At 68.4% G+C, this 22,597-nt stretch carries 17 protein-coding genes; 9 read left to right on the top strand and 8 right to left on the bottom strand.

The features are described 5' to 3' along the window. Positions 1 to 43 precede the first annotated feature (43 nt). From AB4Z46_RS09385 to AB4Z46_RS09375, 3 genes are all read right to left on the bottom strand, one after another. Positions 44 to 1,096: an amino acid ABC transporter permease gene (locus AB4Z46_RS09385; RefSeq protein ID WP_442283214.1), complete on the bottom strand. Its 1,053-nt coding sequence runs from the start codon at positions 1,094 to 1,096 to the stop codon at positions 44 to 46. Then, entirely contained in the window at positions 1,093 to 2,100 is a 1,008-nt protein-coding gene (locus AB4Z46_RS09380) for an amino acid ABC transporter permease (RefSeq protein ID WP_442283213.1), read from the bottom strand. Before AB4Z46_RS09380 ends, AB4Z46_RS09385 begins: the two co-directional genes overlap by 4 nt. A 61-nt stretch (positions 2,101 to 2,161) precedes the next feature. Further along, the gene (locus AB4Z46_RS09375) at positions 2,162 to 3,193 is read right to left on the bottom strand and encodes an amino acid ABC transporter substrate-binding protein (protein ID WP_442283212.1); all 1,032 of its coding nucleotides are present in this window, start codon (positions 3,191 to 3,193) and stop codon (positions 2,162 to 2,164) included. A gap of 159 nt (positions 3,194 to 3,352) precedes the next feature. Here AB4Z46_RS09375 and AB4Z46_RS09370 point away from each other — a divergent pair, with 159 nt between their 5' ends. After that, positions 3,353 to 3,757, top strand: a complete 405-nt coding sequence (locus tag AB4Z46_RS09370) for a DoxX family protein (protein ID WP_442283211.1) — start codon at positions 3,353 to 3,355, stop codon at positions 3,755 to 3,757. A gap of 1 nt (position 3,758) precedes the next feature. Here AB4Z46_RS09370 and def read toward each other — a convergent pair whose 3' ends face one another. The 5 genes from def to smc all read right to left on the bottom strand — a co-directional run bounded on the left by def (position 3,759) and on the right by smc (position 11,476). Further along, positions 3,759 to 4,298: a peptide deformylase gene (gene def, locus AB4Z46_RS09365; protein ID WP_442283210.1), complete on the bottom strand. Its 540-nt coding sequence runs from the start codon at positions 4,296 to 4,298 to the stop codon at positions 3,759 to 3,761. A 48-nt stretch (positions 4,299 to 4,346) separates the two neighbouring features. After that, positions 4,347 to 4,682 (bottom strand): hypothetical protein, encoded by a 336-nt coding sequence (locus AB4Z46_RS09360; protein WP_442283209.1) that lies wholly within the window; start codon positions 4,680 to 4,682, stop codon positions 4,347 to 4,349. Positions 4,683 to 4,757: 75 nt separating this feature from the next. Further along, complete coding sequence (gene ligA / locus AB4Z46_RS09355; protein ID WP_442283208.1) at positions 4,758 to 6,839, bottom strand: NAD-dependent DNA ligase LigA; 2,082 nt, start codon at positions 6,837 to 6,839, stop codon at positions 4,758 to 4,760. A gap of 13 nt (positions 6,840 to 6,852) precedes the next feature. Next, positions 6,853 to 7,947, bottom strand: a complete 1,095-nt coding sequence (locus tag AB4Z46_RS09350) for a cell division protein ZipA C-terminal FtsZ-binding domain-containing protein (RefSeq protein ID WP_442283207.1) — start codon at positions 7,945 to 7,947, stop codon at positions 6,853 to 6,855. Between the two features lie 13 nt (positions 7,948 to 7,960). Further along, on the bottom strand, positions 7,961 to 11,476 hold the full coding sequence (gene smc / locus AB4Z46_RS09345) for a chromosome segregation protein SMC (RefSeq protein ID WP_442283206.1): 3,516 nt from the start codon (positions 11,474 to 11,476) through the stop codon (positions 7,961 to 7,963). Positions 11,477 to 11,605: 129 nt separating this feature from the next. On the opposite strand from smc, the gene AB4Z46_RS09340 reads away from it, so the two are divergent. The 8 genes from AB4Z46_RS09340 to AB4Z46_RS09305 all read left to right on the top strand — a co-directional run bounded on the left by AB4Z46_RS09340 (position 11,606) and on the right by AB4Z46_RS09305 (position 22,594). Next, positions 11,606 to 12,355 (top strand): hypothetical protein, encoded by a 750-nt coding sequence (locus AB4Z46_RS09340; RefSeq protein WP_442283205.1) that lies wholly within the window; start codon positions 11,606 to 11,608, stop codon positions 12,353 to 12,355. A 168-nt stretch (positions 12,356 to 12,523) separates the two neighbouring features. Next, positions 12,524 to 17,338, top strand: coding sequence for a GAF domain-containing protein (locus tag AB4Z46_RS09335; protein ID WP_442283204.1), 4,815 nt, complete (start codon positions 12,524 to 12,526; stop codon positions 17,336 to 17,338). A gap of 168 nt (positions 17,339 to 17,506) precedes the next feature. After that, a complete protein-coding gene (locus AB4Z46_RS09330) occupies positions 17,507 to 17,863 on the top strand; it encodes an STAS domain-containing protein (protein WP_442283203.1) in 357 nt (118 codons plus the stop codon). After that, the gene (locus AB4Z46_RS09325) at positions 17,863 to 18,297 is read left to right on the top strand and encodes an ATP-binding protein (RefSeq protein WP_442283202.1); all 435 of its coding nucleotides are present in this window, start codon (positions 17,863 to 17,865) and stop codon (positions 18,295 to 18,297) included. Before AB4Z46_RS09330 ends, AB4Z46_RS09325 begins: the two co-directional genes overlap by 1 nt. A gap of 68 nt (positions 18,298 to 18,365) precedes the next feature. After that, the gene (locus AB4Z46_RS09320; RefSeq protein ID WP_442283201.1) at positions 18,366 to 18,962 is read left to right on the top strand and encodes a hypothetical protein; all 597 of its coding nucleotides are present in this window, start codon (positions 18,366 to 18,368) and stop codon (positions 18,960 to 18,962) included. Positions 18,963 to 19,020: 58 nt separating this feature from the next. Continuing rightward, positions 19,021 to 20,880 carry an OmpA family protein gene (locus AB4Z46_RS09315; RefSeq protein ID WP_442283200.1) on the top strand — a complete coding sequence of 620 codons (1,860 nt, stop codon included), beginning with the start codon at positions 19,021 to 19,023 and terminating at the stop codon, positions 20,878 to 20,880. A gap of 2 nt (positions 20,881 to 20,882) precedes the next feature. Continuing rightward, positions 20,883 to 21,377, top strand: a complete 495-nt coding sequence (locus AB4Z46_RS09310) for a Rab family GTPase (RefSeq protein WP_442283199.1) — start codon at positions 20,883 to 20,885, stop codon at positions 21,375 to 21,377. 2 nt (positions 21,378 to 21,379) lie between these two features. Beyond that, positions 21,380 to 22,594 carry a PP2C family protein-serine/threonine phosphatase gene (locus tag AB4Z46_RS09305; protein WP_442283198.1) on the top strand — a complete coding sequence of 405 codons (1,215 nt, stop codon included), beginning with the start codon at positions 21,380 to 21,382 and terminating at the stop codon, positions 22,592 to 22,594. The last annotated feature ends 3 nt before the right edge of the window (positions 22,595 to 22,597 follow it).

Below are 22,597 nucleotides of genomic sequence, written 5' to 3'. Positions count from 1 at the left end.
CTTCGCCCGGCAACGCGATCCCCGGAAATAGGGTGAACAGGCCCTAGCCCGCTTGCAATCTCCGCTCCAGCCAGGCGCTGTAGCGTGCCAGACCGAAGCACAACAGCCAGTACACGAGCGCGATGAAGAGATAGCCCTCGAGGTAGAACGGCCGCCAGGTCGGGTCGCCGCCCAGCGCCAGGCCGAGCGCGCCGGTGAGCTCGAACAGGCCCACCACGGTGACCAGCGAGGTGTCCTTCAAGGTCCCGACCACGCTGTTGGTCAACGCCGGCACCACCAGCCGCAGCGCCTGCGGCAGCACGATGTCGCGCTGCACCGGCCAGCGGCCGAAGCCCAGTGCCATGGCGGCGTCGATCTGGCCGTGCGGCACCGCCTGCAGGCCGCCGCGGACGATCTCGGCCAGGTAGGCGGCGACGAACAGCGACAGCCCGGCCAGCACCCGCACCAGCACGTCGGGCTGCCAGCCGGCGGGCCACAGCAGCGGCAGCAGGAAGGAGGCCATGAAGAGCACGGAGATCAGCGGCACGCCGCGCACCAGCTCGATGTAGGTGGCGCAGAGCGTGCGCACCACCGGCCACTGCGAACGCCGGCCGAGCGCCAGTGCCAGCGCCAGCGGAAAGGCCAGCGCGAGCCCGACCACGGCCAGCCCGATGGTCAGCGGCAGGCCGCCCCAGCGATTGGTCGGCACGCCCTCGAGTCCGAAGACGCCACCGCGCATCAGGATCACGAACGAACCCAGCGACACGATCCACAGCGGCAGCAGCCACCAGCGCCAGCTGCGCGGCCAGGCGCTCAAGAGCGTGGTCAGCGACAGCAGCGTGACCGCGACTGCCGGCCGCCACTGGTCGTCGTAGGGGTAGCGGCCGAACAGGATGGGCCGCCACTTCTCGGCGACCACGCCCCAGCAGGCACCGTGCTGCACGGCGCGGCAGGCCTGCGCATCCGGACGAAACACGGCATGCAGCACGGCCCAGTCCAGGGCGTGGAAAGCGGCCCAGATGAACAGCAGCATGAGCCCCAGGGTAAAGGCCGCGCGCAGCGGCGATCCCCACAGCTCCTTGCGCCACTCGGTCGGCGCCCGCACCACCCCGCTCATCGCCATCCCCTCAGCGCGACGCGCGCGTTGTAGCGGTTCATGGCCCACGAGATCACGAGCGACAGCCCAAGGTACACCGCCATGATCACGGCAATGCACTCGAACGCGCGGCCGGTCGAGTTGAGCGAGGTGTTGGCGATCGAGACCAGCTCCGGATAGCCCACCGCCACCGCCAGCGAGGAGTTCTTGGTCAGGCTCAGCAACTGGTTGGTGAGCGCCGGGACGATCACCCGCAGCGCCTGCGGCAGCACCACGATGCGCAGCTGCTGCCACGGCGAAAGGCCGAGCGCCTGGGCCGCCAGTTTCTGGCCCTGCGACACGGAGACGATGCCGGCGCGCACGATCTCGGCGACGAAGGCGGCGGTGTACAGCGCCAGCGCGATCACCACCGCGAGGTATTCCGGGCTCAACGCCGCGCCGCCGCTGACGTTGAAGCTGCCGCGCTCGGGCCATTCGAGGTGGCTGGGCCAGAACGCGCCCTCCTCCCGCACCGGCCAGGGCAGCGAGAGCCCTCCCTTGCTGAGCCAGACATCGGGCAGCAGTTCGAGCGGTTCGGTCGAATCGGGCAACAGTTGCGTGAGCGCGAAGTAGAGCATCAGCAGCTGCACCAGCAGCGGCACGTTGCGGACCGTCTCCACGTAGGCGCCGCACAGGCCGCGCACCAGCACGTGCGGCGCGAGCCGGCCGATCCCGAGCAGCGTGCCGAGCGCGACGGCAATGGCCGCGGCAGGAATGGCGGCCCGCACGGTGTTGATCAGCCCGGCCAGGAAAGCACGCCAGAAAGGCTGGCCGGCATCGAAATCGAGCCAGCCCTCGGAGATCTCGAAGCCCGCCGGCTGCAGCAGGAAATCGAAGCCGGAATGCACGCCGCGGCTGCGCAGCACCTCCAGCGCATGGTGGACCAGCCAGAAGACGCCGAGCGCGATCGCCGCGATCAGCAGGGCCTGCAAGGCCCAGGCGAACCATACGGCACGGCGCCGCTCGGGCGGCCGTGCACCGCTCATGGGGAACCTCCGTGCTCCGCACTGCCGTGCGGGCTTGCTCGGGAGCGGCCCGACGCGGCGCTCACCGCACCGGCAATCCGTACATCAGCCCGCCCTTGTTCCACAGGTTGTTGGAGCCGCGCGGCAGCTTGAGCACCGACTTGGGACCGACATTGCGCTCGAAGACCTCGCCGTAGTTGCCCACCGCCTTGATGGCACGGTAGGACCAGTCCTTGTCGAGGCCCAGCAGCTTGCCGAGGTCGTCGCCGCTGCCGACCAGGCGCTGCTGCGCCGGGTCCTTGCTGCTGGCCTTGAGCTCGTCGATGTTGGCTTGGGTGATGCCGAACTCCTCGGCCTCGATCAGCGCGTTGGGCACCCACTTGGCGATCGCGAACCACTCGTCGTCGCCGCGGCGCACCAGCGGCGCCAGCGGTTCCTTGGAGATCAGCTCGGGCAGGATCACGTAGTCGTCGGGGTTGGGCGCTTCCTTGTTGCGCAGTCCCGCGAGCGCCGAGGTGTCGGTCGTGAAGGCCTGGCAGCGGCCGGCGAAGAAGGCCTTGAACGAGGCCTCGAAGCTCTCGAACACGACCGTCTTGACCGGAATGCCCTGGGCCTTGAACCAGTCGGCGACGTTCTTCTCGTTGGTGGTGCCCGACTGGGTGCAGATGGTGGCGTTCTTGAGCTGCTTGGCGCTGGTCACCTTGATCTTCTTCGGCACCAGGAAGCCCTGGCCGTCGTAGTAGGTGATAGTCGTGAAGTGGAAGCCGAGCGAGGCGTCGCGGGTCATCGTCCAGGTGGTGTTGCGTGCCAGGATGTCGATCTCGCCGGCCTGCAGCGCCGAGAAGCGCTGCTGCGAATTGAGCGGCACGAACTCCACCTTCTTGCCGTCGCCGAGCACCGCGGCCGCAATCGCGCGGCAGGTGTCGACGTCGAGGCCCGACCAGTTGCCCTGGGTATCGGGCGCCGAGAAGCCGGCGACGCCGTTGGTCACGCCGCACTTGACGGTGCCGCGCTGCTTGACGGCATCGAGCGTCTTGCCGGCGAAGGCCGGTGCGGCCACCAGGGCCAGGGTGGCGGCAACGGCGGCAAGCGCCGGACGGATGCGTGGGTTCATTCGGTGGTCCTCTTCTCTTTCTTCGAAATAACGGCAGCGGGCAGTTTACGGGCCGGCATGCAAGTCTGCCAAAGAACCATCCGTCCGGAGCACATTCCCCAAATCGACTTTCGGATCGACCACAATCGCGCCTGTTTTTAGCAACGAAAGGTTTTTCACATGTTCCGTTCCGACGACACCGGCAAGCTCATCCTGCGCCTGGCGCTGGGCATCCTGATCCTGCTCCATGGCATCTCCAAACTGACCAACGGGGTCGGCTTCATCACGAGCACGCTGACTTCCCAAGGCCTGCCGGGCGCGCTGGCCTACCTCGTCTATGTGGGCGAGATCCTGGCGCCGGTGCTGCTGATCGTCGGCATCTACACGCGGCCGGCCGCCTGGATCACGGTCGTCAACATGCTCGTTGCCATCTGGCTCGTGCACCTCAAGGATCTGTGGGTCATCGGCAAGTCCGGCGGCTGGGCGCTGGAGCTGCAGGGCATGTTCCTGTTCGTCGCGCTGGCCGTGGCCTTCCTGGGCGCCGGGCGCTACAGCCTCGGCGGCAGCAGCGGCAAGTACAACTGACTCAGTCGTCCGCGCCCGCATCGAGGCCTGGAAACAGGACCTCGGTGAAGCCGAAGCGCGAGAAATCGCGCACCCGCATGGGGTACAGCTTGCCCAGCAGGTGGTCCACCTCGTGCTGCACCACGCGGGCGTGGAAGCCGCTCACCGTGCGGTCGATCGCGTCGCCGTAGGGATCGAAGCCGGTGTAGCGGATGTTGGCGAAGCGCGGCACCACCCCGCGCAGGCCCGGCACCGAGAGACAGCCTTCCCAGCCCTCTTCTTCCTCCTCGCCGATCGGCGTGATGACGGGGTTGAGGAGCACCGTGCGCGGCACGATGGGGGCGTCGGGGTAGCGCGGATTGACGGTGTCGGTGCCGAAGATCACGAGCTGCTGGTCGACCCCGATCTGCGGCGCCGCGAGGCCCGCGCCGTCGGCCGCATGCATGGTCTCGAACATGTCGCGCACCAGCAGGTGCAGTTCGTCGGTGTCGAAGGCGACGACCGGCTGCGCGATGCGCAGCAGCCGGGGATCGCCCATCTTGAGGATTTCGCGGATGGCCATCGCGGGATTATCGTGGTGACCGCGCTCGCGGCGTCTGACCGGTCCCTGCTAGCCGGGGCCCCGGCCCCGGCCGTAGTAGCCCGGGCGCCCATAGTATCCGGGCCGGCCGTAGTAGCCGGACCGGCCGTAGTAGCCACCGTAGTAGCCGCCGTAGTACGCCGGGCGCCCGTAGTAGCCGCGGTAGTACCCCGGCCACCCGTAATAGCCGTAGCCACCCCAGCCGTAGTAGCCGTTGACATAGAGCGACGGCGACACGACGACCGGGCTCGCGTCGCCGTAGTAGGGGTAGGACGCCGCGTAGTACGGGCCCGGCGCGACGCAGCCGCCCAGCAAGGCGGCGCCACCGACCGCGATGGCGGCTGACACGGAACGAATTCGCTTCATCCGGACCTCCTGAGGTCATCCGTACGTTCAACGGCCGGCACGCGCCGTGTGTTGACCGCGCAAACGCCGAAAAACTCAGGAAAGACCCTGCGCCAGGATCTCGAGCATCCGCGCCTCGTCGATCACGGCCACCCCCAGGTCGCGCGCCTTGTCGAGCTTGCTGCCGGCCTCGGCGCCCGCCACCACGTAGTCGGTCTTCTTGCTCACCGAACCGGCGACCTTGGCGCCGGCCTCTTCCAGTTTTTCCTTCGCTTCGTCACGGCCCAGCGTAGGAAGAGTCCCCGTAATCACGAAGGTCTTTCCCGCCAGCGGCCTCGGGGCGCGGGCGGCGGGCTCGCTTTCCGCCCAGTGCACGCCGCAGGCGCGCAACTGCTCGACCACCTCGCGGTTGTGCGGCTGGTCGAAGAAAGTCCGCAGGCTGGTCGCGACCACCGGGCCGACGTCGTTGACTTCCAGCAGCTGCTCTTCGCTCGCGTCCATGATCGCGTCGAGCTTGCCGAAATGCTTGGCCAGGTCCTTGGCCGTGCTCTCGCCGACATGGCGGATGCCGAGACCGAACAGGAAGCGCGGCAGCGTGGTCTTCTTCGATGCCTCGAGCGCATCGACGATGTTGTTGGCCGACTTGTCGGCCATCCGGTCCAGTCCGGCCAGCGTCGTGAAGCCGAGCTTGTAGAGATCGGGCAGCGTGCGGATCAGGTCGGCATCGACCAGTTGCTCGACCAGCTTGTCGCCCAGTCCTTCGATGTCGAGCGCGCGCCGGGCGGCGAAATGCAGGATCGCCTCCTTGCGCTGCGCGGCGCAGAACAGGCCGCCGGTGCAGCGGTAGTCGACCTCGCCCTCCTCGCGCAGCGCGTCGGAGCCACAGACCGGGCACTGGTGCGGCATCGTGAAGACCGGCCCGCGCTCGGCCTCGGGCCGGGCCGCGCTCTCGGGCAGCACACCGACCACCTCGGGAATCACGTCGCCGGCGCGCCGCACGATCACGGTGTCGCCCACGCGCACGTCCTTGCGCCGGGTTTCGTCCTCGTTGTGCAGCGTGGCATTGGTCACGGTCACGCCGCCCACGAACACCGGCGCCAGCTTGGCCACCGGCGTCAGCTTGCCGGTGCGCCCGACCTGCACCTCGATCGCCAGCACCTCGGTGAGCTGTTCCTGCGCCGGGTACTTGTGCGCCACCGCCCAGCGCGGCTCGCGCGAGACGAAGCCGAGCCGCCGCTGCAGCTCCAGGCTGTCGACCTTGTAGACCACGCCGTCGATCTCGTAAGGCAAGGCATCGCGCAGCGCACCGACTTCCCGATGGAAGCGGGCCAGCTCGTCGCCGCCTGCGCAGGTCCGGGTCTGCTCCGCCACCGGGAAGCCCCACGACTTGAGCGTCTGCAGGGTTTGCATCTGGCTGTCGAATCGCGGCCCGCCCTGCTCCGCCGGCGTGACTTCGCCCAGGCCGTAGGTGAAGAAACTCAGCGGCCGGCGGCGCGCGATGGAGGGGTCGAGCTGGCGGATCGCGCCCGCGGCCGCATTGCGCGGATTGACGAAGGTCTTCTCGCCCTTGACCCCCTTCTCGATCCGGCGCCTTTGCGTCTCGTTGAGCTGCTCGAAATCCTTGCGCCGCATGTAGACCTCGCCGCGAACCTCGAGGATGGGCGGCGCGTCGCCAGGGAGCTGGACGGGCACGTCGCGGACCAGCCGCACGTTGTGGGTCACGTCCTCGCCCACCTCGCCGTCGCCCCGGGTCGCCGCCTGGACCAGCAGGCCATCCACGTAGCGCAGGTTGATCGCCAACCCGTCGAACTTGAGCTCGGCCGTGTAGGCGACCGGCGGATCGGTCTCGCCCAGGCCGAGCTCCTTGCGGATCCGGGCGTCGAACAGCGTGGCCCCTTCGGCGCTGATGTCGGTCTCGGTGCGGATCGAGAGCATCGGCACCTTGTGTTGCACCTTGACGAAGCCATCGAGCGCCTTGCCGCCGACCCGCTGGGTCGGCGAATCGGGCGTGCGCAGCTCCGGGAACTCGGCTTCGAGCGCCTGCAGGCGCTGGAACAGCCTGTCGTACTCGGCGTCGGGAAGCTCGGGCTCATCGAGCACGTAGTAGAGATGGGCGTGCCGGCGCAGCTGCTCGCTCAACGCTGCAGCTTCGCGGGCCGCATCCTGGCGCGTGGTCATGCGGGTCTCCGGGCTAGCTGAACAATCGGCGCGCCAGGGGCGAACCGGCCGACAGGTCGCGCGTATCGAGCGTGTCGTAGAGCTGCTCGAGGTCGACGCCGATCACGTCCATGGTTTCCTCTCGCAGCGGTTGGCCGTCGCTGTCGGTGACGATGCCGTCCATCTCGCGCGCCAGCGCTGCGGCCGACTCGCGCATGCGCTCGAAGGGCCGCTCGCCGCGATCGACCTGGGGCACGTCGAGGCTCAGGGTCAGCTCCCGGATCGCCGATTGGGCCGGGTCGTCGGCCAGCGCGGCCTGGGTGTCGAAAGACAGGCCCAGGATCGGGGGCAGCCCCTGCTCGCCCGCGGGCAGCACCATGCGCCCGGGGATGATGCCGGCCACGAAGCCGAGGCGCGAGGCGTTCTGCTGCACGTAGCCGGGGCTCCAGGCCGCGTGGCGCGCGCGCAGCACGAAACTCAGCTGGGCATCGTGCGAACTCGCGAACTGGTCAAGTTCGCGCGCCCGCGCCACTTCGTCGAGCATTTCCGGGAACTCGGGCGCGCCGTTGACCGCATCGGCGAAGGCCTGGGCCTTGACCACGAACTCGGAGTATTCGATCTCGTTGAGCGCGCCGGTGCGGTTGGCCATCTGCACGCCGACCTGGAAGGCGCCATAGCGCTGGCCGGCGACCGCCGGCTCCCATTCGCCGGTGAATTCGTTGAGGCCCTCGACCGCCACCGGCTTGCTGCCGGCGCGCCGGGTGGACGGCATGGCCGCGATCGCGGCATCGCCGGAGGCGAGCCCGTCGAGCGACACCGGCGCGATGACGTCGATCAGCGGATCGAGGCCGCCGCGCCGCTCGGCCGACGGCGTGGCGAGCGCCGCCGGCGCCGGCAGGTCGGGGTCGAACAGCGGCTCGTGCCGTTCGTTGCCGGGCACCTGGTGCGGATCGACGTGCAGCACCGGTTCGAATTCGCCCTTTGGCGCGGCTTCGGTCTCGACCGGTCCGACGTCCGGCGCGTCGGGCTGGCGCGGCGCATTGCGGCGCGACATCCAGGTGTTGTAGCCGACCACGGTGGCAAGGACCAGTCCGCCGAGGATGGCGAGGGCGACGGTGAGATTGCTCATGGACCCTCGACGCTCAAGCTGCCTCGACCATCGACACGGCCGATTCCATGTCGACCGCCACGATGCGCGAAACGCCCTGCTCCTGCATGGTCACGCCGATCAGCTGTTCGGCCATCTCCATCGCGATCTTGTTGTGGCTGATGAAGAGGAACTGCGTTTCGCGGCTCATCGCGGTGACGAGCTTGGCGTAGCGCTCGGTATTGGCGTCGTCCAGCGGCGCATCCACTTCGTCCAGCAGGCAGAACGGCGCCGGGTTGAGCTGGAAGATCGCGAACACCAGCGCGATCGCGGTCAGGGCCTTCTCGCCGCCCGACAGCAGGTGGATGGTCTGGTTCTTCTTGCCCGGCGGCTGCGCCATGACCTGCACGCCGGAGTCGAGGATCTCGTCGCCGGTCATCATGAGCCTGGCGTTGCCGCCGCCGAACAGCTCGGGGAACATGCGGCTGAAGTGCTCGTTGACGATCTTGAACGTGCCGCCGAGCAGGTCGCGCGTTTCGGCGTCGATCTTGCGGATCGCGTCCTCCAGGGTGCCGATGGCTTCGTTCAGGTCGGCCGACTGGGCATCGAGGAAGGTCTTGCGTTCACTCGCCACCGCGAGTTCGTCGAGCGCCGCGAGGTTGACCGCGCCGAGCGATGCCACCTCGCGGTTGAGCCGGTCGATCTCGCCTTGCAGGCCGGCGAGGCGCACCTTGTCGGTCTCGATCGACAGTGCGACCGCCTCGAGATCGGCCTCGGCGTCGGTCAGCAGTTGCTGGTACTGCTCGAAGCCCAGCCGCGCCGCCTGCTCCTTGAGCTGGAAGTCGGTGATGCGCTGGCGCAGCGGGTCGAGCTCGCGCTCCAGCTGGAGCCGGCGCTCGTCGCTGGCGCGCAGCTTCAGGGTCAGGTCGTCATACTGGCTGCGCGCGGCACCCAGCGCGGTCTCGCGCTCCAGCTTGAGCGACAGCGCGTCCTGCAGACCCGCTTGCGCCGCCGCGTCGGACAAACGGCCGAGCTCGGCGCGGGCGCGCTCGTCTTCCTCGGTGAGCGCCACCGTCTGCTGCGTCGCGGTTTCGATCGCGCGGCTCAGCTCGCCCCGGCGCGCTTCGAGCGTGCGCTGCGCAAAGGTCGCTTCCTGGGCCTGGCGCTCCAGGCTGCGGTGCTGTTCGCGGCTGGCGGTGAGCGCGCGGCCGGCCTCGATCACGCGCTCGTCGAGCTGCGCGTGGCGCTCCTGGCTGTCGGCGAGCTGCATGTCGAGCTCTTCGAAGCGCGACTCGGCGGCGATGCGCCTTTCCTGCAGTTCCTCGAGCTGGGCCACCACTTCGCCGAGGTCGTTCGACAACTGCTCGCTGCGGGCGCGGGTCTGCTCCGCCAGCTGCGAGAGGCGCAGCGTCTCGACTTGCAATTCATGCGCGCGCGACTGGGTGTCGGCGGCCTCGCGGCGGGCCGTCACCAGCCGCTGCGCGGCGTCGCCGTAGGCCGCCTCGGCGCGTGCCAGGGCGGTGCGCGACTCGTCGGCGATCAGGGTCTGGGCGCGCAGCTGGCGCTCCAGGTTTTCCATTTCCTGTTGGCGTGCCAGCAGGCCGGCCTGCTCGGAGTCCGGCGCATAGAAGCTCACGCTGTGGGCCGTGACCGCGTGGCCGCTCTGGACGTAGATCACTTCGCCGGGCTGCAGCTTGTCGCGTTGCGACAGCGCCTCTTCGAGCGTCGCCGCGGTGAAGCAGCCATGCAGCCATTCGGACAACAAGGCCTGCTGGCCGGCGTCGCCCAGGCGCAGCAGGTCCGCAAGCCGCGGCAACGCCGCCGCACCCTGCGGCACGCCGGCCAACGGCGGCGTGTAGAAGGCCAGCTTGGCCGGCGGCGCATCGCCGCCGAAGGCGCGGACCATGTCGAGCCGGCTGACTTCGAGCGCGCCCAGGCGCTCGCGCAGCGCGGATTCGAGTGCGTTCTCCCAGCCCTGCTCGATATGGATGCGGCTCCACAGCCCCTGCAGGCTGTCGAGTCCGTGCTTGGCGAGCCAGGGGGCGAGCTTGCCGTCGGTCTTGACCTTTTCCTGCAGTGCCTTCAGCGCCTCGAGCCGGGCCGAGAGTTCGGCATGGCGCGCGCCTTCGGTGTTGACCGATTGCTGGCGCGTGCGCCGGTCGTCGTCGAGCTGCGGCACCGCTTCCTGCAGGTCCTGCAGCCGGGCGTCGGCCTCGGCGGCCGCCTCCTGGGCGGCGGCGAGCTGCTCCTGCTGGTCGCGCAAGCGCGCCTCGTCGGGCGCCGCGAGTGCGTTCTGATCGACCCGCAGCCGCTCGGCGCGCTGGTTGAGCTGGCGGCTCTGCTCCTCGATGTTGCGCTGGTCGGCCGCCAGCACCTGGATCTGCTGCTGCACCTGCACCACCGTGGCGCGCTGGGCGTTGGCTTCGTTCTGGGCGCGCTGCTGCGCGTCCTCGAGTTCGGGCATGCGGGCATCGTGCTCTTCGAGCTGCGCGGCCAGCAGTTCGGCCTGCTCCTCGGCGTTCACGCCCTGGCCGGCCAGTGTTTCGATCTCGGTCTCGGCGTCTTCGCGGCGCGCCCCCCATTGGGCCATCTGCTCGCGCAGCTGCACCAGGCGCTGCTCGACCCGCTGGCGGCCTTCGACCACGAAGCGGATCTCGCCCTCGAGCCGGCCGACTTCGGCACTGGCCTCGTACAGCTTGCCCTGCGCCTGGTTGACCTGGTCGCCGGCCGCGTAGTGGGCCTGGCGCACGGTCTCGAGGTCGGCTTCGACGTGGCGCAGGTCGGCGGTGCGCGATTCCAGGTCGTTGATCGCGCGCTCGGCGTCGGCCTTGACCTTGGCCTGGTCGGCTTCGCTTTCGGTGCGCTTCAGGAACCACAGCTGATGCTGCTTGCGCGTGGCGTCGCCCGTGAGCGAGTTGTAGCGCGCCGCCACCTCGGCCTGCTTCTCCAGGCGCTCGAGGTTGCTGTTGAGCTCGCGCAGGATGTCCTCGACCCGGGTGAGGTTCTCGCGCGTGTCGCCGAGCCGGTTCTCGGTCTCCCGGCGGCGCTCCTTGTATTTCGAGACGCCGGCGGCCTCTTCGAGGAACAGGCGCAGTTCCTCGGGCTTGGATTCGATGATCCGGCTGATCGTGCCCTGGCCGATGATCGCGTAGGCGCGGGGCCCCAGGCCGGTGCCGAGGAACACGTCCTGCACGTCGCGCCGGCGCACCGGCTGGTTGTTGATGTAGTAGCTCGAATTGCCGTCGCGCGTCAGCACGCGCTTGACCGCGATCTCGGCGAACTGGGCCCACTGGCCGCCGGCCCGGTGGTCGGCGTTGTCGAACACCAGTTCGACGCTGGACCGGCTGGCCTGCTTGCGCGTGGTGGTGCCGTTGAAGATCACGTCCTGCATCGACTCGCCGCGCAGTTCGGAGGCGCGCGACTCGCCGAGCACCCAGCGCACCGCATCCATGATGTTCGACTTGCCGCAGCCGTTGGGACCGACCACGCCGACCAGCTGGCCGGGCAGGAGGAAATTGGTGGGTTCGGCGAAGGACTTGAAGCCCGAGAGCTTGATGGAATTGAGACGCACGTCAGGTCGGCCCTAAGCCAGTTGTTTTGCCAAGGTTGGGTGCCAAGGTGTTGATTTGTAAGCAGATTCCGGCGGCTGGCACCCCCAGGCCAGGCCGCCACCTGAGGCGAGGATGATAACGTGAGGACCATGCGTGTTTCCCCTCTTTCCTCGTCTCTCCACCGCCGCGCCTGGCTCATCGGCGGCGGCGCGGCGGCCCTGGCCCTGGCCGGCTGTGCCTCGACCGATCGCGCCGAGCCCTACGCCGGCAATGAATGGGTACAGAGCGGTGCGAACCGCATCGCCAATCTCGCGTTGCGCGACAACCTGCAGTCGGTGCGGCGCGTGCAGCTGTCGCTCTACCGCCGCAATCCGCGCGAATGGCGCAAGTGGTGCGGCAGCGCCGACGAGGCGATCCAGCGCACCTGGGACGCGATTTCGCAGAACGCGCCGCTGCCCCAACTCCAGGGCGCTTATGGCATCGACGCCGTCCGGCTGGCCTTCGAGACTGCACCCAGGCCCTACGAGGGCGACCGGGTCGCGGCGCTGGTGGTCGGCTGGGCGGCGCTGCTCAAGCAGGCCAACGGCGACACCTGGGAGCAGAGCATGCTCGACGGAGTGAGCGCCGAGAACAGCTTCCGGGCGGCGCGCAATTTCGAGATCTCGCTGTGGCTGATCGGCTCCAAGACCGGCCCCGACGGCCAGCCGCTGCTGCTGGCCACCGAGATCAGCGGGCGCGGCCGCAATCTGGTGGTCGATCGCGAACTCTCCAAGGTGGTGGCGCGGCTCGACCTGCTGGCGGCGCAGGCCGACGAGAAATACCGTCGCGCCGCGCTCGACTTCGGCCAGAGCTGGTTTCTGGGCAGCCTCGGGCCGTTCTTGTCGATGGTGCCGAAGTAATCGGCCGGATTCGAACCGTGGGCCCGCCGCCGACATTCCGCCGCCGGCAAGGCCGGGAGGAGCCAGGGGCGAACGCCCGCGTGCAGAGATTCCCTCTTCGCCGCTAGACTCCTCGCCGTGGTGCGCCGCTCGCGCATCGACCTGCTGATCGCTGAAGGCAAATGCCCCATGGCTGAGTCCCGGTCTCGACCCCTGTCGAAGCACGCGCCGCGCGCGGGCGGCAAACTGCGCGAGCCGTTCGAGCGGCGGGTCGACATCGGCCTGCGATTGAATGCGCTGCGCAGTGCGAGCGAGGTGTGCGACCTGGTCGTCGACGAGGCCGCCCAGCTCGTTGGCGCCCAGCGTGTGCTGCTGGTGCTCGACACCGAAGCCGGCTTGCGCAGCGCCGGCGCGAGGCTGCCGCCCACCGAAGACCCTGCCGCCCTGCTGCGCGCCATCACGCCCTGGCTCGCCGACACCCGCCGCAGCCGCAAATCGAGCCTGCGGCACGGGCCCGAGGGTGCCGGGCCGGCCGACCAGCGCTCGTGCCTGATCGCACCGCTGGTCGCGCCGGGGGCACTGTTCGGCTACCTCTATGCCGACATCGAAGGCACTTCAGGCCGCTTCGACCGCGTCCAGCGCGACCTGCTGGCCGCGCTGGCGCGCCAGGCCGCCGGGGTCCTGGCCACCCTTCGCGTCGGCGAGGGCCTCCAGCGCGAGTTGGCCGAGTGCAAGGGCGTGCTCATGCAGCGCACCGACGAACTCACGCTCATCAACGCCATCCAGCAAGGCATCGCCGCAAAGCTGGGATTCCAGGCCATCGTCGAACTGGTGGGCGACAAGCTGCGCGAACTGTTCCACTCCGGCGACCTGAACATCGTCTGGTGGGACGACAAGACCGACCTGGTCCAGGTGCTGTACCGCTACGAACACGACATGCCCCTGCCGCAGCCACCCGCGCGGCCGTTGAAGCCGGACGAGCCGTTGGCGCGCATCCTGCACACGCGCCGGGTCGGCGTGGCCCATACCCGCGAGGAACAGCTCCGGGTCGGCCTTCGCCCCGCACCGGGAACCGACTGGGCCCACTCGATCGTTGCGGTACCGATCATCGGGAGCGACCGCGCCCTCGGCATCATCGCGCTGCAGAACCACGAACGCGAATACGCGTTCGGGGCGCACGAGATCCGGCTGCTCGAAACCGTGGCGGCAAGCCTGGGCCTGGCGCTGGAGAACGCGCGCCTTTTCGACGAGACCCAGCGCCATGGCCGCGAAATGCAGGAGGCGCTATCCCACCAGAGCGCCGCCGCCGAGGTGCTGCAGGTCATCGGCAGCTCGGTGGCCGACCCCGGACCGGTGTTCGACAAGATCCTCGAATGCTGCGAGCACCTGTTCGACGGCAGCTCCTTCGCGCTGTTGATGGTCGACGCCGAGGGCAATCTCGCGCTGACGCGCTGGCTGATGACGGCCGCCGGCCGGGCCACGATCAGCAAAGAACGGCTGGCCCAACTCGCGGCGTCGATGCAGTCGAACTACCCGATGCCGCTGGCCGGCACCTCGGCCGAACTGTCCTTTCAGACCGGCGACCTGGTGGAATTCGCCGATGTCCTGAACGACCCCGCGGCACCACTGGCGTTGCGTCGCAACGCCGAGCTCGCGGGCATGAGCTACGCGAACCTGGCGGCGCCGCTGATCTGGGAAGGCCGCGGCATCGGCATCCTGAGCATGCAGCGCACCAAGGTCGGTCCGTTCCGCCCCAGCGAGCGTGCGCTGCTCAAGACCTTCGCCGACCAGGCCGTCATCGCGATCCAGAACGCGCGGCTCTTCAACGATACGCAGGTGGCGCTGCACAAGGTCGAGGAGCGCACCGCCGAGCTGACCGAGTCGCTCGAATACCAGACCGCCGTCAGCGACGTGCTGCGCGTCATCAGCGAATCGCCGACCGACGTGATGCCGGTGTTCGAGGCCATCCTGGACTGCACCATGTGGTTGTTCGAGGGCCCGGCTTCCGCGATCTTCAGCTTCGATGGCCGCCTGGTGCACCTGGCCGCGACGCGCAACTGGTCCTCGGACGCGCTGGAGGCGGCGCGCACGGTGTGGCCGGCGCCGCCGGACCCGCGCCAGATGAACGGCCGGGCGATCCTCGAGCGACGGGCCCTCAGCACCGACGACGCGTGGTCGGATCCGGACTACGACCGCAGGCTGGCGAACAGCGGAAACCGGCGGCGCGTGATCTGCGCGCCGATGCTCAAGGACGGCGTGCCGATCGGCGCGATCACCACCGCCTGGCCGGAACCCGGCAAGACGCCGCAGCGGCAGATCGACCTGCTCCAGCTGTTTGCCGACCAGGCCGTGCTCGCGATCGAGAACGTGCGGCTGATCCATGAGACCCGCGAGGCGCTGGAGCAGCGGACCGCCAGCGCCGACGTGCTGCAGGTGATCAGCAGCTCGGTGGCCGACACCGCGCCCGTTTTCGACAAGATACTGGAGAGCTGCGCCCACCTGTTCCGCAGTTCCGAACTGGGCATCCTGACCATCGACGAGGAGAGCCGGTTGCTGCGTTCCGCAGCCTATCGCGGCGATGCGGCGCCAGCGGTGGCGCGCATCTTTCCGCTGCCGCTGCGCGACGAGCCTGTGCAGCGGGCGATCCGCGAAAACCGCGTGCTGCGCTACGCCGACGTGATGAACGGCGCCGACACGCCCAAGGGCGTGCGCAATGTCGCGCTCATGCTCGATATCGGCAACTACTCGCAAGTCTTCGCGCCGATGCAGTGGGAGGGCCGGGGCATCGGCATGCTGTACGTGATCCGCCGCCCGCCGCTGCCCTTCACCGAGGAGGAAGCCGCGCTGCTGAAGACCTTTGCCGACCAGGCCGTGATCGCGATCCAGAACGCGCGGATGTTCAACGAGACCCATGAAGCGCTGGAACGGCAGACCGCCACGGCGGACGTGCTCCAGGTCATCAGCGAATCGATGGAGGACGCGCAGCCCGTGTTCGACAAGATCCTGGAGAGCTGCCAGCGCCTGTTCTCCGGCACGCAACTGGGCATTTCACTGGTCGACGACGACGGGCTGGTGCGCCTGAGCGCGCATCGCGGCCCTGCCCGCGAAGTGCTCGAGCGCTTCTATCCACGGCCGATCGTGCCCGCGGGTGCCGCCATGCCCGGCCCCGACGTCCTCCATGTTCCGGATGCGCTCGCCGCGCAGCACGTGCCTGCGTTCATGCGCGAGGTGGCCGAGCTGCTGGGCAACTACGCGATCATGGTCGCCCCCCTGATGTGGGAGGGTCGCTACATCGGATCGATCCACGTCACGCGCCAGCCGCCGCAGGCGTTCGCCGACAAGGAAATCAAGCTGCTGGAGACCTTCGCCGACCAGGCCGTGATCGCGATCCAGAACGCACGCCTGTTCAACGAGACCAAGGAGGCGCGAGCCGCCGCCGAAGCCACGAACGAGGCCAAGAGCGCGTTCCTGGCGACGATGAGCCACGAAATCCGTACGCCCATGAACGCGGTGATCGGCATGAGCGGACTGCTGCTCGACACGCCGCTCGACGCCGAGCAGCAGGACTACGTGGCAACGATCCGCGATTCGGGCGACGCGCTGCTGACCATCATCAACGACATCCTCGACTACTCGAAGATCGAGGCCGGGCGCATGGACATCGAGTCGCATCCGTTCGACCTGCGCGACTGCGTGGAGTCGGCGCTCGACCTGGTCAGCACCCGCGCCACCGAGAAGAAGCTCGACATCGCCTATGTGTTCGAGTGCGGCGTGCCGACAGGCGTCAGCGGCGACCTCACGCGGCTGCGGCAGATCCTGCTGAACCTGCTGAGCAACGCGGTGAAGTTCACCGAGACCGGCGAGGTGGTGCTGACCGTCAGCGCCAAGGCCCGGGCGGGCGATCAGGTCGGCCTGACCTTTGCCGTGCGCGACACCGGCATCGGCCTGTCGCCCGAAGGCATGGGCCGGCTGTTCCAGTCGTTCTCCCAGGCCGACTCGAGCACCACCCGCAAGTACGGCGGCACCGGCCTCGGCCTGGCGATCAGCAAGCGGCTGGCCGAGTTGATGGGCGGGACCATGTGGGTCGAGAGCGATGGCCCGGGCACGGGTTCGACCTTCTTCTTCACCATCGAAGCGTCGATCTCCGAGGCGCCGCCGAGCAAGCGCCGCGTCGTCACGGGCGTGCAGGTCGAGCTGCGCGACAAGCGCCTGCTGATCGTCGACGACAACGCCACCAACCGGCGCGTGCTCTCGCTTCAGACGGGCCGCTGGGGCATGGATTCGCGCGACACCGAATCGCCGGCCGAGGCCTTGCGCTGGCTCGAACAAGGCGAGCGCTTCGATCTCGCGATCCTCGACATGCACATGCCCGAGATGGACGGCATCGATCTGGCGCGTCGCATCCGCGCGAACCACGCCACGCTGCCGCTGGTGCTCTTCAGTTCACTGGGCCGGCGCGAAGCGGGCGACGCCGAATCGCTGTTCAACGCCTACCTGTCGAAGCCGATCCACCAGTCGCAGCTGTTCGACACGCTGGTCAGCCTGCTCGCGCGCGAATCGGTCGCCAAGCCCACGGAGGGCGGCAGCGCCAAGCCGCAGATCGACCCGACGATGGGCGCGCGTCACCCGTTGCGGATCCTGCTGGCCGAGGACAACGTGGTGAACCAGAAGCTCGCGATGCGCCTGCTGCAGCAGATGGGCTACCGGGCCGACCTTGCCTCCAACGGCATCGAAGCCGTCGAGTCGGTCCAGCGCCAGACCTACGACGTGGTTCTGATGGACGTGCAGATGCCCGAACTCGACGGGCTCGACGCCACTCGGCAGATCTGCACGCTGCTCGAGGCCGATCGACGGCCGCGCATCGTGGCGATGACAGCCAACGCCATGCAGGGCGACCAGGAGATGTGCATCTCGGCCGGCATGGACGACTACCTGACCAAGCCGATCCGCGTCGATCGGCTGGTCGAGGCCTTGAACCATGTGCCGGCGCGGAAGGACCGCTGAACCGGACGCCATCCATCGGCTTGGGGATGGGCGGGTTGTCGACGCAGCCGCATTTTGGGCGTAAGCTAGAAAAAGGTTCTATTTTTTGTCTGTAGGCGGATCTTGTTTTGTTTTGGAAACAAGAAGCGCACCGATTGGGAACCCATCGACATCGACTGCGGAGATCGCATGGACCTGAGAACGGAACAACTGGCCGACGGCGTCGAAAAGATCAGTCTGGTCGGGCGCATGGACAGCATCGGCGGGCATGACATCAACCTGCGCTTCGCCGCCCTGGTGGCGACCCGGAAGCTCCTCGCGGTGATCGACTTGTCCGAAGTGTCGTTTCTGGCATCCATCGGCATTCGCACGCTGGTCGTCAATGCAAGGGCCCAGTCGCTGCGCGGCGGCGGGATGGCATTGGCAAACCCTCAGCCCCTTGTTGCGGAGGTTCTCAAGATGGCAGGCATCGACACGATCATCCCGGTATACCCCGACGTCGATACCGCCTGCAGCGCGCTGATGGCGCTGGCCGAGAGCCGCTGATGTCCCCCTCCGACGGGGAGCAGCGGGCCTCCCTGATCGTCGGCAGCGAATTGCGCGAGCTCCCGCGCGTGAGCGCCTGGGTGCACGACTGGGCCGAGAGCCAGCGGCTTCCGGCCCGGCTGGCGCAGCACCTCGATCTTTGCTCCACCGAGGTGGTGACCAACATCATGAGCTACGCCTGTGGCGATGGCGCGCAGCACATCCTTCTGCGCCTGGGTTGGCAAGGAGAAGACGTGGCCCTGGAAGTCGAGGACGAGGGGAGCGAGTTCGACCCTCGGCAGGTCCCTGAACCCGCGCCGGCGACCAGCCTTCAGGACGCGCGCATCGGGGGCTGGGGCATTCCCATCGTTCGCCGTTTTTCCGATGGCCTGCGCTACCGCCACCAGGACGGCCGCAACTGCCTGACGCTGCTTTTCCGGGCGTCGGCGCCCTGACCGAGCTTCAACACCCACCCATCCACAACCGAGGAGATTTCGCAATGGGAACGACAGCCAAGCCCTCCATGAACATTGATACCCAAAGCGCGCTGGCGGCTCAGGCGGCGCTCGCGAGCCAACCCAACGGCGCCGGAGAGACCTCCGGTGTCGACAAGATGCGCGAGTTGCTTTTCGGCAACCAGATGCAGGACTACGACAAGCGCTTTTCCATTCTCGAGGATCGCTTTCAGCAAAGGATGCGCGACCTGGAATCGGAGTCGTCGCGCAGTCTGAGCAGCCTTGAATCCACGATGAAGAAGCAGCTCGAATCGGTCGCCGGCCAGTTCCGCGAGGAAAAGGACCTGCGTGCGGAAGCCGACAAGGAGTTGGAGCGCAGCTTGCGGGAGCACACCCAGGCCCTGGAAAAGCGCCTCGCCCAGGCTTCCGACCAGCTGGCGCGCCAGGAGCGCGACTTCACGGATCGCCTGGGCCACGAGGTTCAGGTGTTGCGCGAAGAGATGCGCAAACGCCAGGACGACGCCCGCGCCACCACCGAGCGGATGTTCGCCGAACTCAGCAATGTCAAGACCGACCGCAACCTGCTCGCAGGCCTGTTCGTCGAGATTGCCAAATGCCTGAACCAGGACGTATCGCCCAAGGGCGGCAACGGCGAGCGCGGCTGAGTCGCGTGGCAAGCGCAGCAGGTCGCCTCGCGCGGTCCGACGCCGGAGCGGAGGCGCTGTGAACGCGCGCCTGTCGCTTGCCGCGACAAGCGCACCCCGCACCGCTGCCGAGGAAGATCAGAGCCGGCGGCTGGCCGGCCTTCTGCTGGAGTTGGCTCGCTGCGTCAATCCGGACGTGGCCGCGGCGCTTCCGAGCCGCCTGGAGGCCGATCCGCGGATGGATGCGCTGCGCGGCGTGCTGATGGAGCGCGAGCAGGCGGCCCTGGCGAGACTGCAACGGAAATTCGACGACCCGCGCGAGTTCGCCGATGCGGTGGGCGCAGTGCTCCCCTCCGCCTTCGTGCTGGCGGCGCAGGACGAGCGCCTCGGTCAGGCGATCGCGCCCACCGTCGAGCGTGCGACCCAGGCGTCGATTCAGAAGAACCCGGGCACCATGGTCGATATCCTGTACCCGGTCATGGGGCCGGCGATTCGCAAGGCCATCGCCGAGACCCTCGAGGGCACGCTTCAATCGCTCAATCAGGCGCTCAAGCACAGCTTGTCGTGGCGCGGCCTCAAGTGGCGCATCGAGGCCTGGCGCAGCGGGAGCACCTTCGCGGACGTGGTGCTCAAGCACACGGCCGTGTACCGGGTCGAACACCTCTTCCTGGTCCATCGCAAGGCGGGCCTGCTGATCGCGCATGTGGCCAGGGAGGACGCGACGACGCGCGATCCGCAACTGGTCTCCGGCATGCTCTCCGCCATACAGGATTTCGTGCGCGATTCGTTCGACGAAACCGGGAGTGGCGCCACGGGCGGCCGCAGCATCGACAGCCTGCGCCTGGGCGACTTGCTGCTGTGGTGCGAGGAAGGTCCGTCGGCCTTTCTCGCCGCGGTGATCCACGGCAATCCGCCGGCGATGCTGCGCACCCGCCTGGGCGAGACGCTGGCGGCCGTCCACGACGAATGGCGCACGCCGCTCGAAGAATTCAGCGGCGATGTCGAACCCTTCGCCGACGTGGGGCGACGCCTGCAACCCTGCCTGATCTCCCAGGAAGCCGAGACGCAGAAGAAGCTGACCCCGCTGTTCTGGCTGGCCCTGTTGGCGCTGCTGCTGGCGCTGGGCTACTGGATGGCCCAACGGATCATCGAACGCCGGCACGTCGACGCCTATGTCGCGGCGCTGCAGGACCAGCCCGGCATCGTCGTGACCGGCGCCGAGCGCCGCGACGGGAAGTGGCTGGTGTCCGGGCTGCGCGACCCGCTCGCGATGCCGCCCGAAGCGCTGCTGGAGCAGGCCCAACTGGATGCGGCGCGCATCGCCGGGCGCTGGGAACCCTACCAGGCGCTGCATCCGGCCATCATTCTGAAGCGGCTGCAAGCCACCCTGAATCCGCCGCCGACCGTCAGCCTGTCACAGGACGCGAACGGCATTCGCGCCACTGGCAGTGCCCCCCAACGCTGGATGGACAAGGCCCGGGCCTTCACGTTGACCCTGCCCGCGGGGGCTCCGAAGGTCGATCTCAGCGCCCTCCAGGACGTGCAGGATCCGGACTATGTCCGCCTGCGCGACGCCATTCAGGCCCAGCTCATTCACTTCGATTTCAGCGTGCCTCGGCCCGCGGCGGACCAGGAGAGCAAGCTCGACGCCGTGGCCGCGGATATGCGCGAGCTGGTTCAGGTGGCGCGCACCCAGGGCTTCCCGGTGAAGGTGACGATCGTCGGCCACGCCGATGCGACCGGCAAGGACACGTCCAATCTGGCCCTCAGCGTGGGCCGCGCGGAGGTCGTGCGCTCCATGCTGCGGGCGCGCGGCGTGGATCCGTCGGTGCTCGCCGTGCGCGGCGCCGGCCCGCTGGAGCCGCTGCGCCCCGGCGCCAGCGAGGACGAACTGTCGATGAACCGGCGCGTTTCCTTCGGCGTCAGCACCGGCGACTGACCATGCTGCAAAAGAAGATCTGTCTGCTCGGCGCTTTCGGCGTAGGAAAGACCAGCCTGGTACGCCGCTTCGTCGACACCATTTTCTCGGATACCTACCTGACCACGGTCGGGGTGAAGATCGACAAGAAGCTGCTGACGATCGGCACCGAGCAGATGGCGCTGATCCTGTGGGACATCGCCGGCGAGGACGAGGTCTCGGCCGTTCGGGTGAGCTACCTGCGCGGCGCGGCCGGCTATCTCCTGGTGGTGGACGGCACACGGCCCGAAACCCTGGACACCGCGGTGTCGATCCAGGCGCGCGTCGGCGCGGAGGTCGGCGACGTCCCCTTCGTCGTCCTGCTCAACAAGGCGGACCTGCAGGAGGATTGGGCGATCCCGCAGGAACGGATCGAACGCCTCGAGGCGGCAGGCTGGGCCTTCCGCCGCACCAGCGCCAAGACCGGCATGGGCGTCGAGGAGACCTTCCAGGAACTGGCGGCGCGCCTGGCGCGATAGTCATGCTCGACCTGCCGACGCGGATTTCCGACTCGCTGCTCCTGCTGCTCCATGCGCAGCGCGTTCTCGCGCATCTGGTCATCGATGGCTCGCAGAACCTGGTGCAGGCCGGCGGGCACCTGGCGCACTACGGCCTGGAGGGCCTCCAGTCCGGTGTGCTCGCCAGCGACCAGATCCCGTTCCTCGAAGGCCTGCTGCCGCTGGCCGAGACCCCCTTCCTCATCCGCTCCATGGAGATGCCCAGCGGGCGCGTAGCGGACGTCCATTTCTTCGCCGATGACGGCACCGTCTGGGTCCTTCTGCTCGACGTGACGGCGGAATACGAGGAGGCGCGGCTGGTGCAGCAGAAGGCCTACGACATGACCTTGCTCAGCCAGCGCGAGGCCAGGCTCATCGCGCAACTCGAATCGGCCAACCAGGAACTGACGCGCGCTCATCGCGATCTCGCCGCCTCCCGCGAAGACCTGCAGCGTACCCACGACCGGCTGCAGCAGGAGTTGCGCGATGCCGAGCGCTATGTCCGTTCGATGCTGCCGGCGCCGCTGTCCGAGCCCTGGGTGGTCGACTGGCGCTTCGTTCCGTCGACCGAACTCGGCGGCGATTCGTTCGGCTACCACTGGATCGACGAGGAGCATTTCGCGCTCTACCTGATCGACGTCTGCGGCCATGGCGTGGGCTCGGTGCTCCTGTCGGTGACGGTCGCCGACACGCTGCGCTCGGAGGCCCTGCCGAGAACCGATTTCCGCAATCCCGCCGAGGTGCTCACCGCGCTCAACCAGGCCTACCCGATGGAGCGCTACGGCGAACTGTTCTCCACGGTCTGGTATGGCGTCTATCACCGCGCCACCGGGCGCCTGCGCTACGCCTCTGCCGGCCATCCTCCGGCCATCCTGGTGAGCGGCCCTTGCGAAGCCGCCGGTGATGGCCAGCCGCTGGAAGCATCGGGCCCCTGCATCGGCATCATGCCGGCGGCCAGCTACCAGGAAGCGCAGTGCATCGTGAGGTCGCCTGCCCGGCTTTTCGTCTTCAGCGACGGCGCCTACGAAATCAGAAGGCCGGATGGCTCCATGCTGGAGTTCTCCGCATTCGTCGACATCCTCAGCCGGCCGGTCCGCGACGGGCAGTCCGAGATGGACCGCCTGCTGGACTGGGCGCGCGAGGCGCATGGTCCCGGGGTGCTCGAGGACGATTTCACCATCATCAAGATGGCGCTCTGAGCC

The organism is Variovorax sp. M-6 (assembly GCF_052114385.1).
Lineage (GTDB): Bacteria > Pseudomonadota > Gammaproteobacteria > Burkholderiales > Burkholderiaceae_C > Variovorax.
This window is presented reverse-complemented; position numbering and strand designations above follow the sequence as displayed.

Coding starts and splice junctions, on each gene's coding strand:
- AB4Z46_RS09385 (WP_442283214.1), bottom strand. CDS start 1,096: ATGAGCGGGGTGGTGCGGGCGCCGACCGAGTGGCGCAAGGAGCTGTGG.
- AB4Z46_RS09380 (WP_442283213.1), bottom strand. CDS start 2,100: ATGAGCGGTGCACGGCCGCCCGAGCGGCGCCGTGCCGTATGGTTCGCC.
- AB4Z46_RS09375 (WP_442283212.1), bottom strand. CDS start 3,193: ATGAACCCACGCATCCGTCCGGCGCTTGCCGCCGTTGCCGCCACCCTG.
- AB4Z46_RS09370 (WP_442283211.1), top strand. CDS start 3,353: ATGTTCCGTTCCGACGACACCGGCAAGCTCATCCTGCGCCTGGCGCTG.
- def (WP_442283210.1), bottom strand. CDS start 4,298: ATGGCCATCCGCGAAATCCTCAAGATGGGCGATCCCCGGCTGCTGCGC.
- AB4Z46_RS09360 (WP_442283209.1), bottom strand. CDS start 4,682: ATGAAGCGAATTCGTTCCGTGTCAGCCGCCATCGCGGTCGGTGGCGCC.
- ligA (WP_442283208.1), bottom strand. CDS start 6,839: ATGACCACGCGCCAGGATGCGGCCCGCGAAGCTGCAGCGTTGAGCGAG.
- AB4Z46_RS09350 (WP_442283207.1), bottom strand. CDS start 7,947: ATGAGCAATCTCACCGTCGCCCTCGCCATCCTCGGCGGACTGGTCCTT.
- AB4Z46_RS09340 (WP_442283205.1), top strand. CDS start 11,606: ATGCGTGTTTCCCCTCTTTCCTCGTCTCTCCACCGCCGCGCCTGGCTC.
- AB4Z46_RS09335 (WP_442283204.1), top strand. CDS start 12,524: ATGGCTGAGTCCCGGTCTCGACCCCTGTCGAAGCACGCGCCGCGCGCG.
- AB4Z46_RS09330 (WP_442283203.1), top strand. CDS start 17,507: ATGGACCTGAGAACGGAACAACTGGCCGACGGCGTCGAAAAGATCAGT.
- AB4Z46_RS09325 (WP_442283202.1), top strand. CDS start 17,863: ATGTCCCCCTCCGACGGGGAGCAGCGGGCCTCCCTGATCGTCGGCAGC.
- AB4Z46_RS09320 (WP_442283201.1), top strand. CDS start 18,366: ATGAACATTGATACCCAAAGCGCGCTGGCGGCTCAGGCGGCGCTCGCG.
- AB4Z46_RS09310 (WP_442283199.1), top strand. CDS start 20,883: ATGCTGCAAAAGAAGATCTGTCTGCTCGGCGCTTTCGGCGTAGGAAAG.
- AB4Z46_RS09305 (WP_442283198.1), top strand. CDS start 21,380: ATGCTCGACCTGCCGACGCGGATTTCCGACTCGCTGCTCCTGCTGCTC.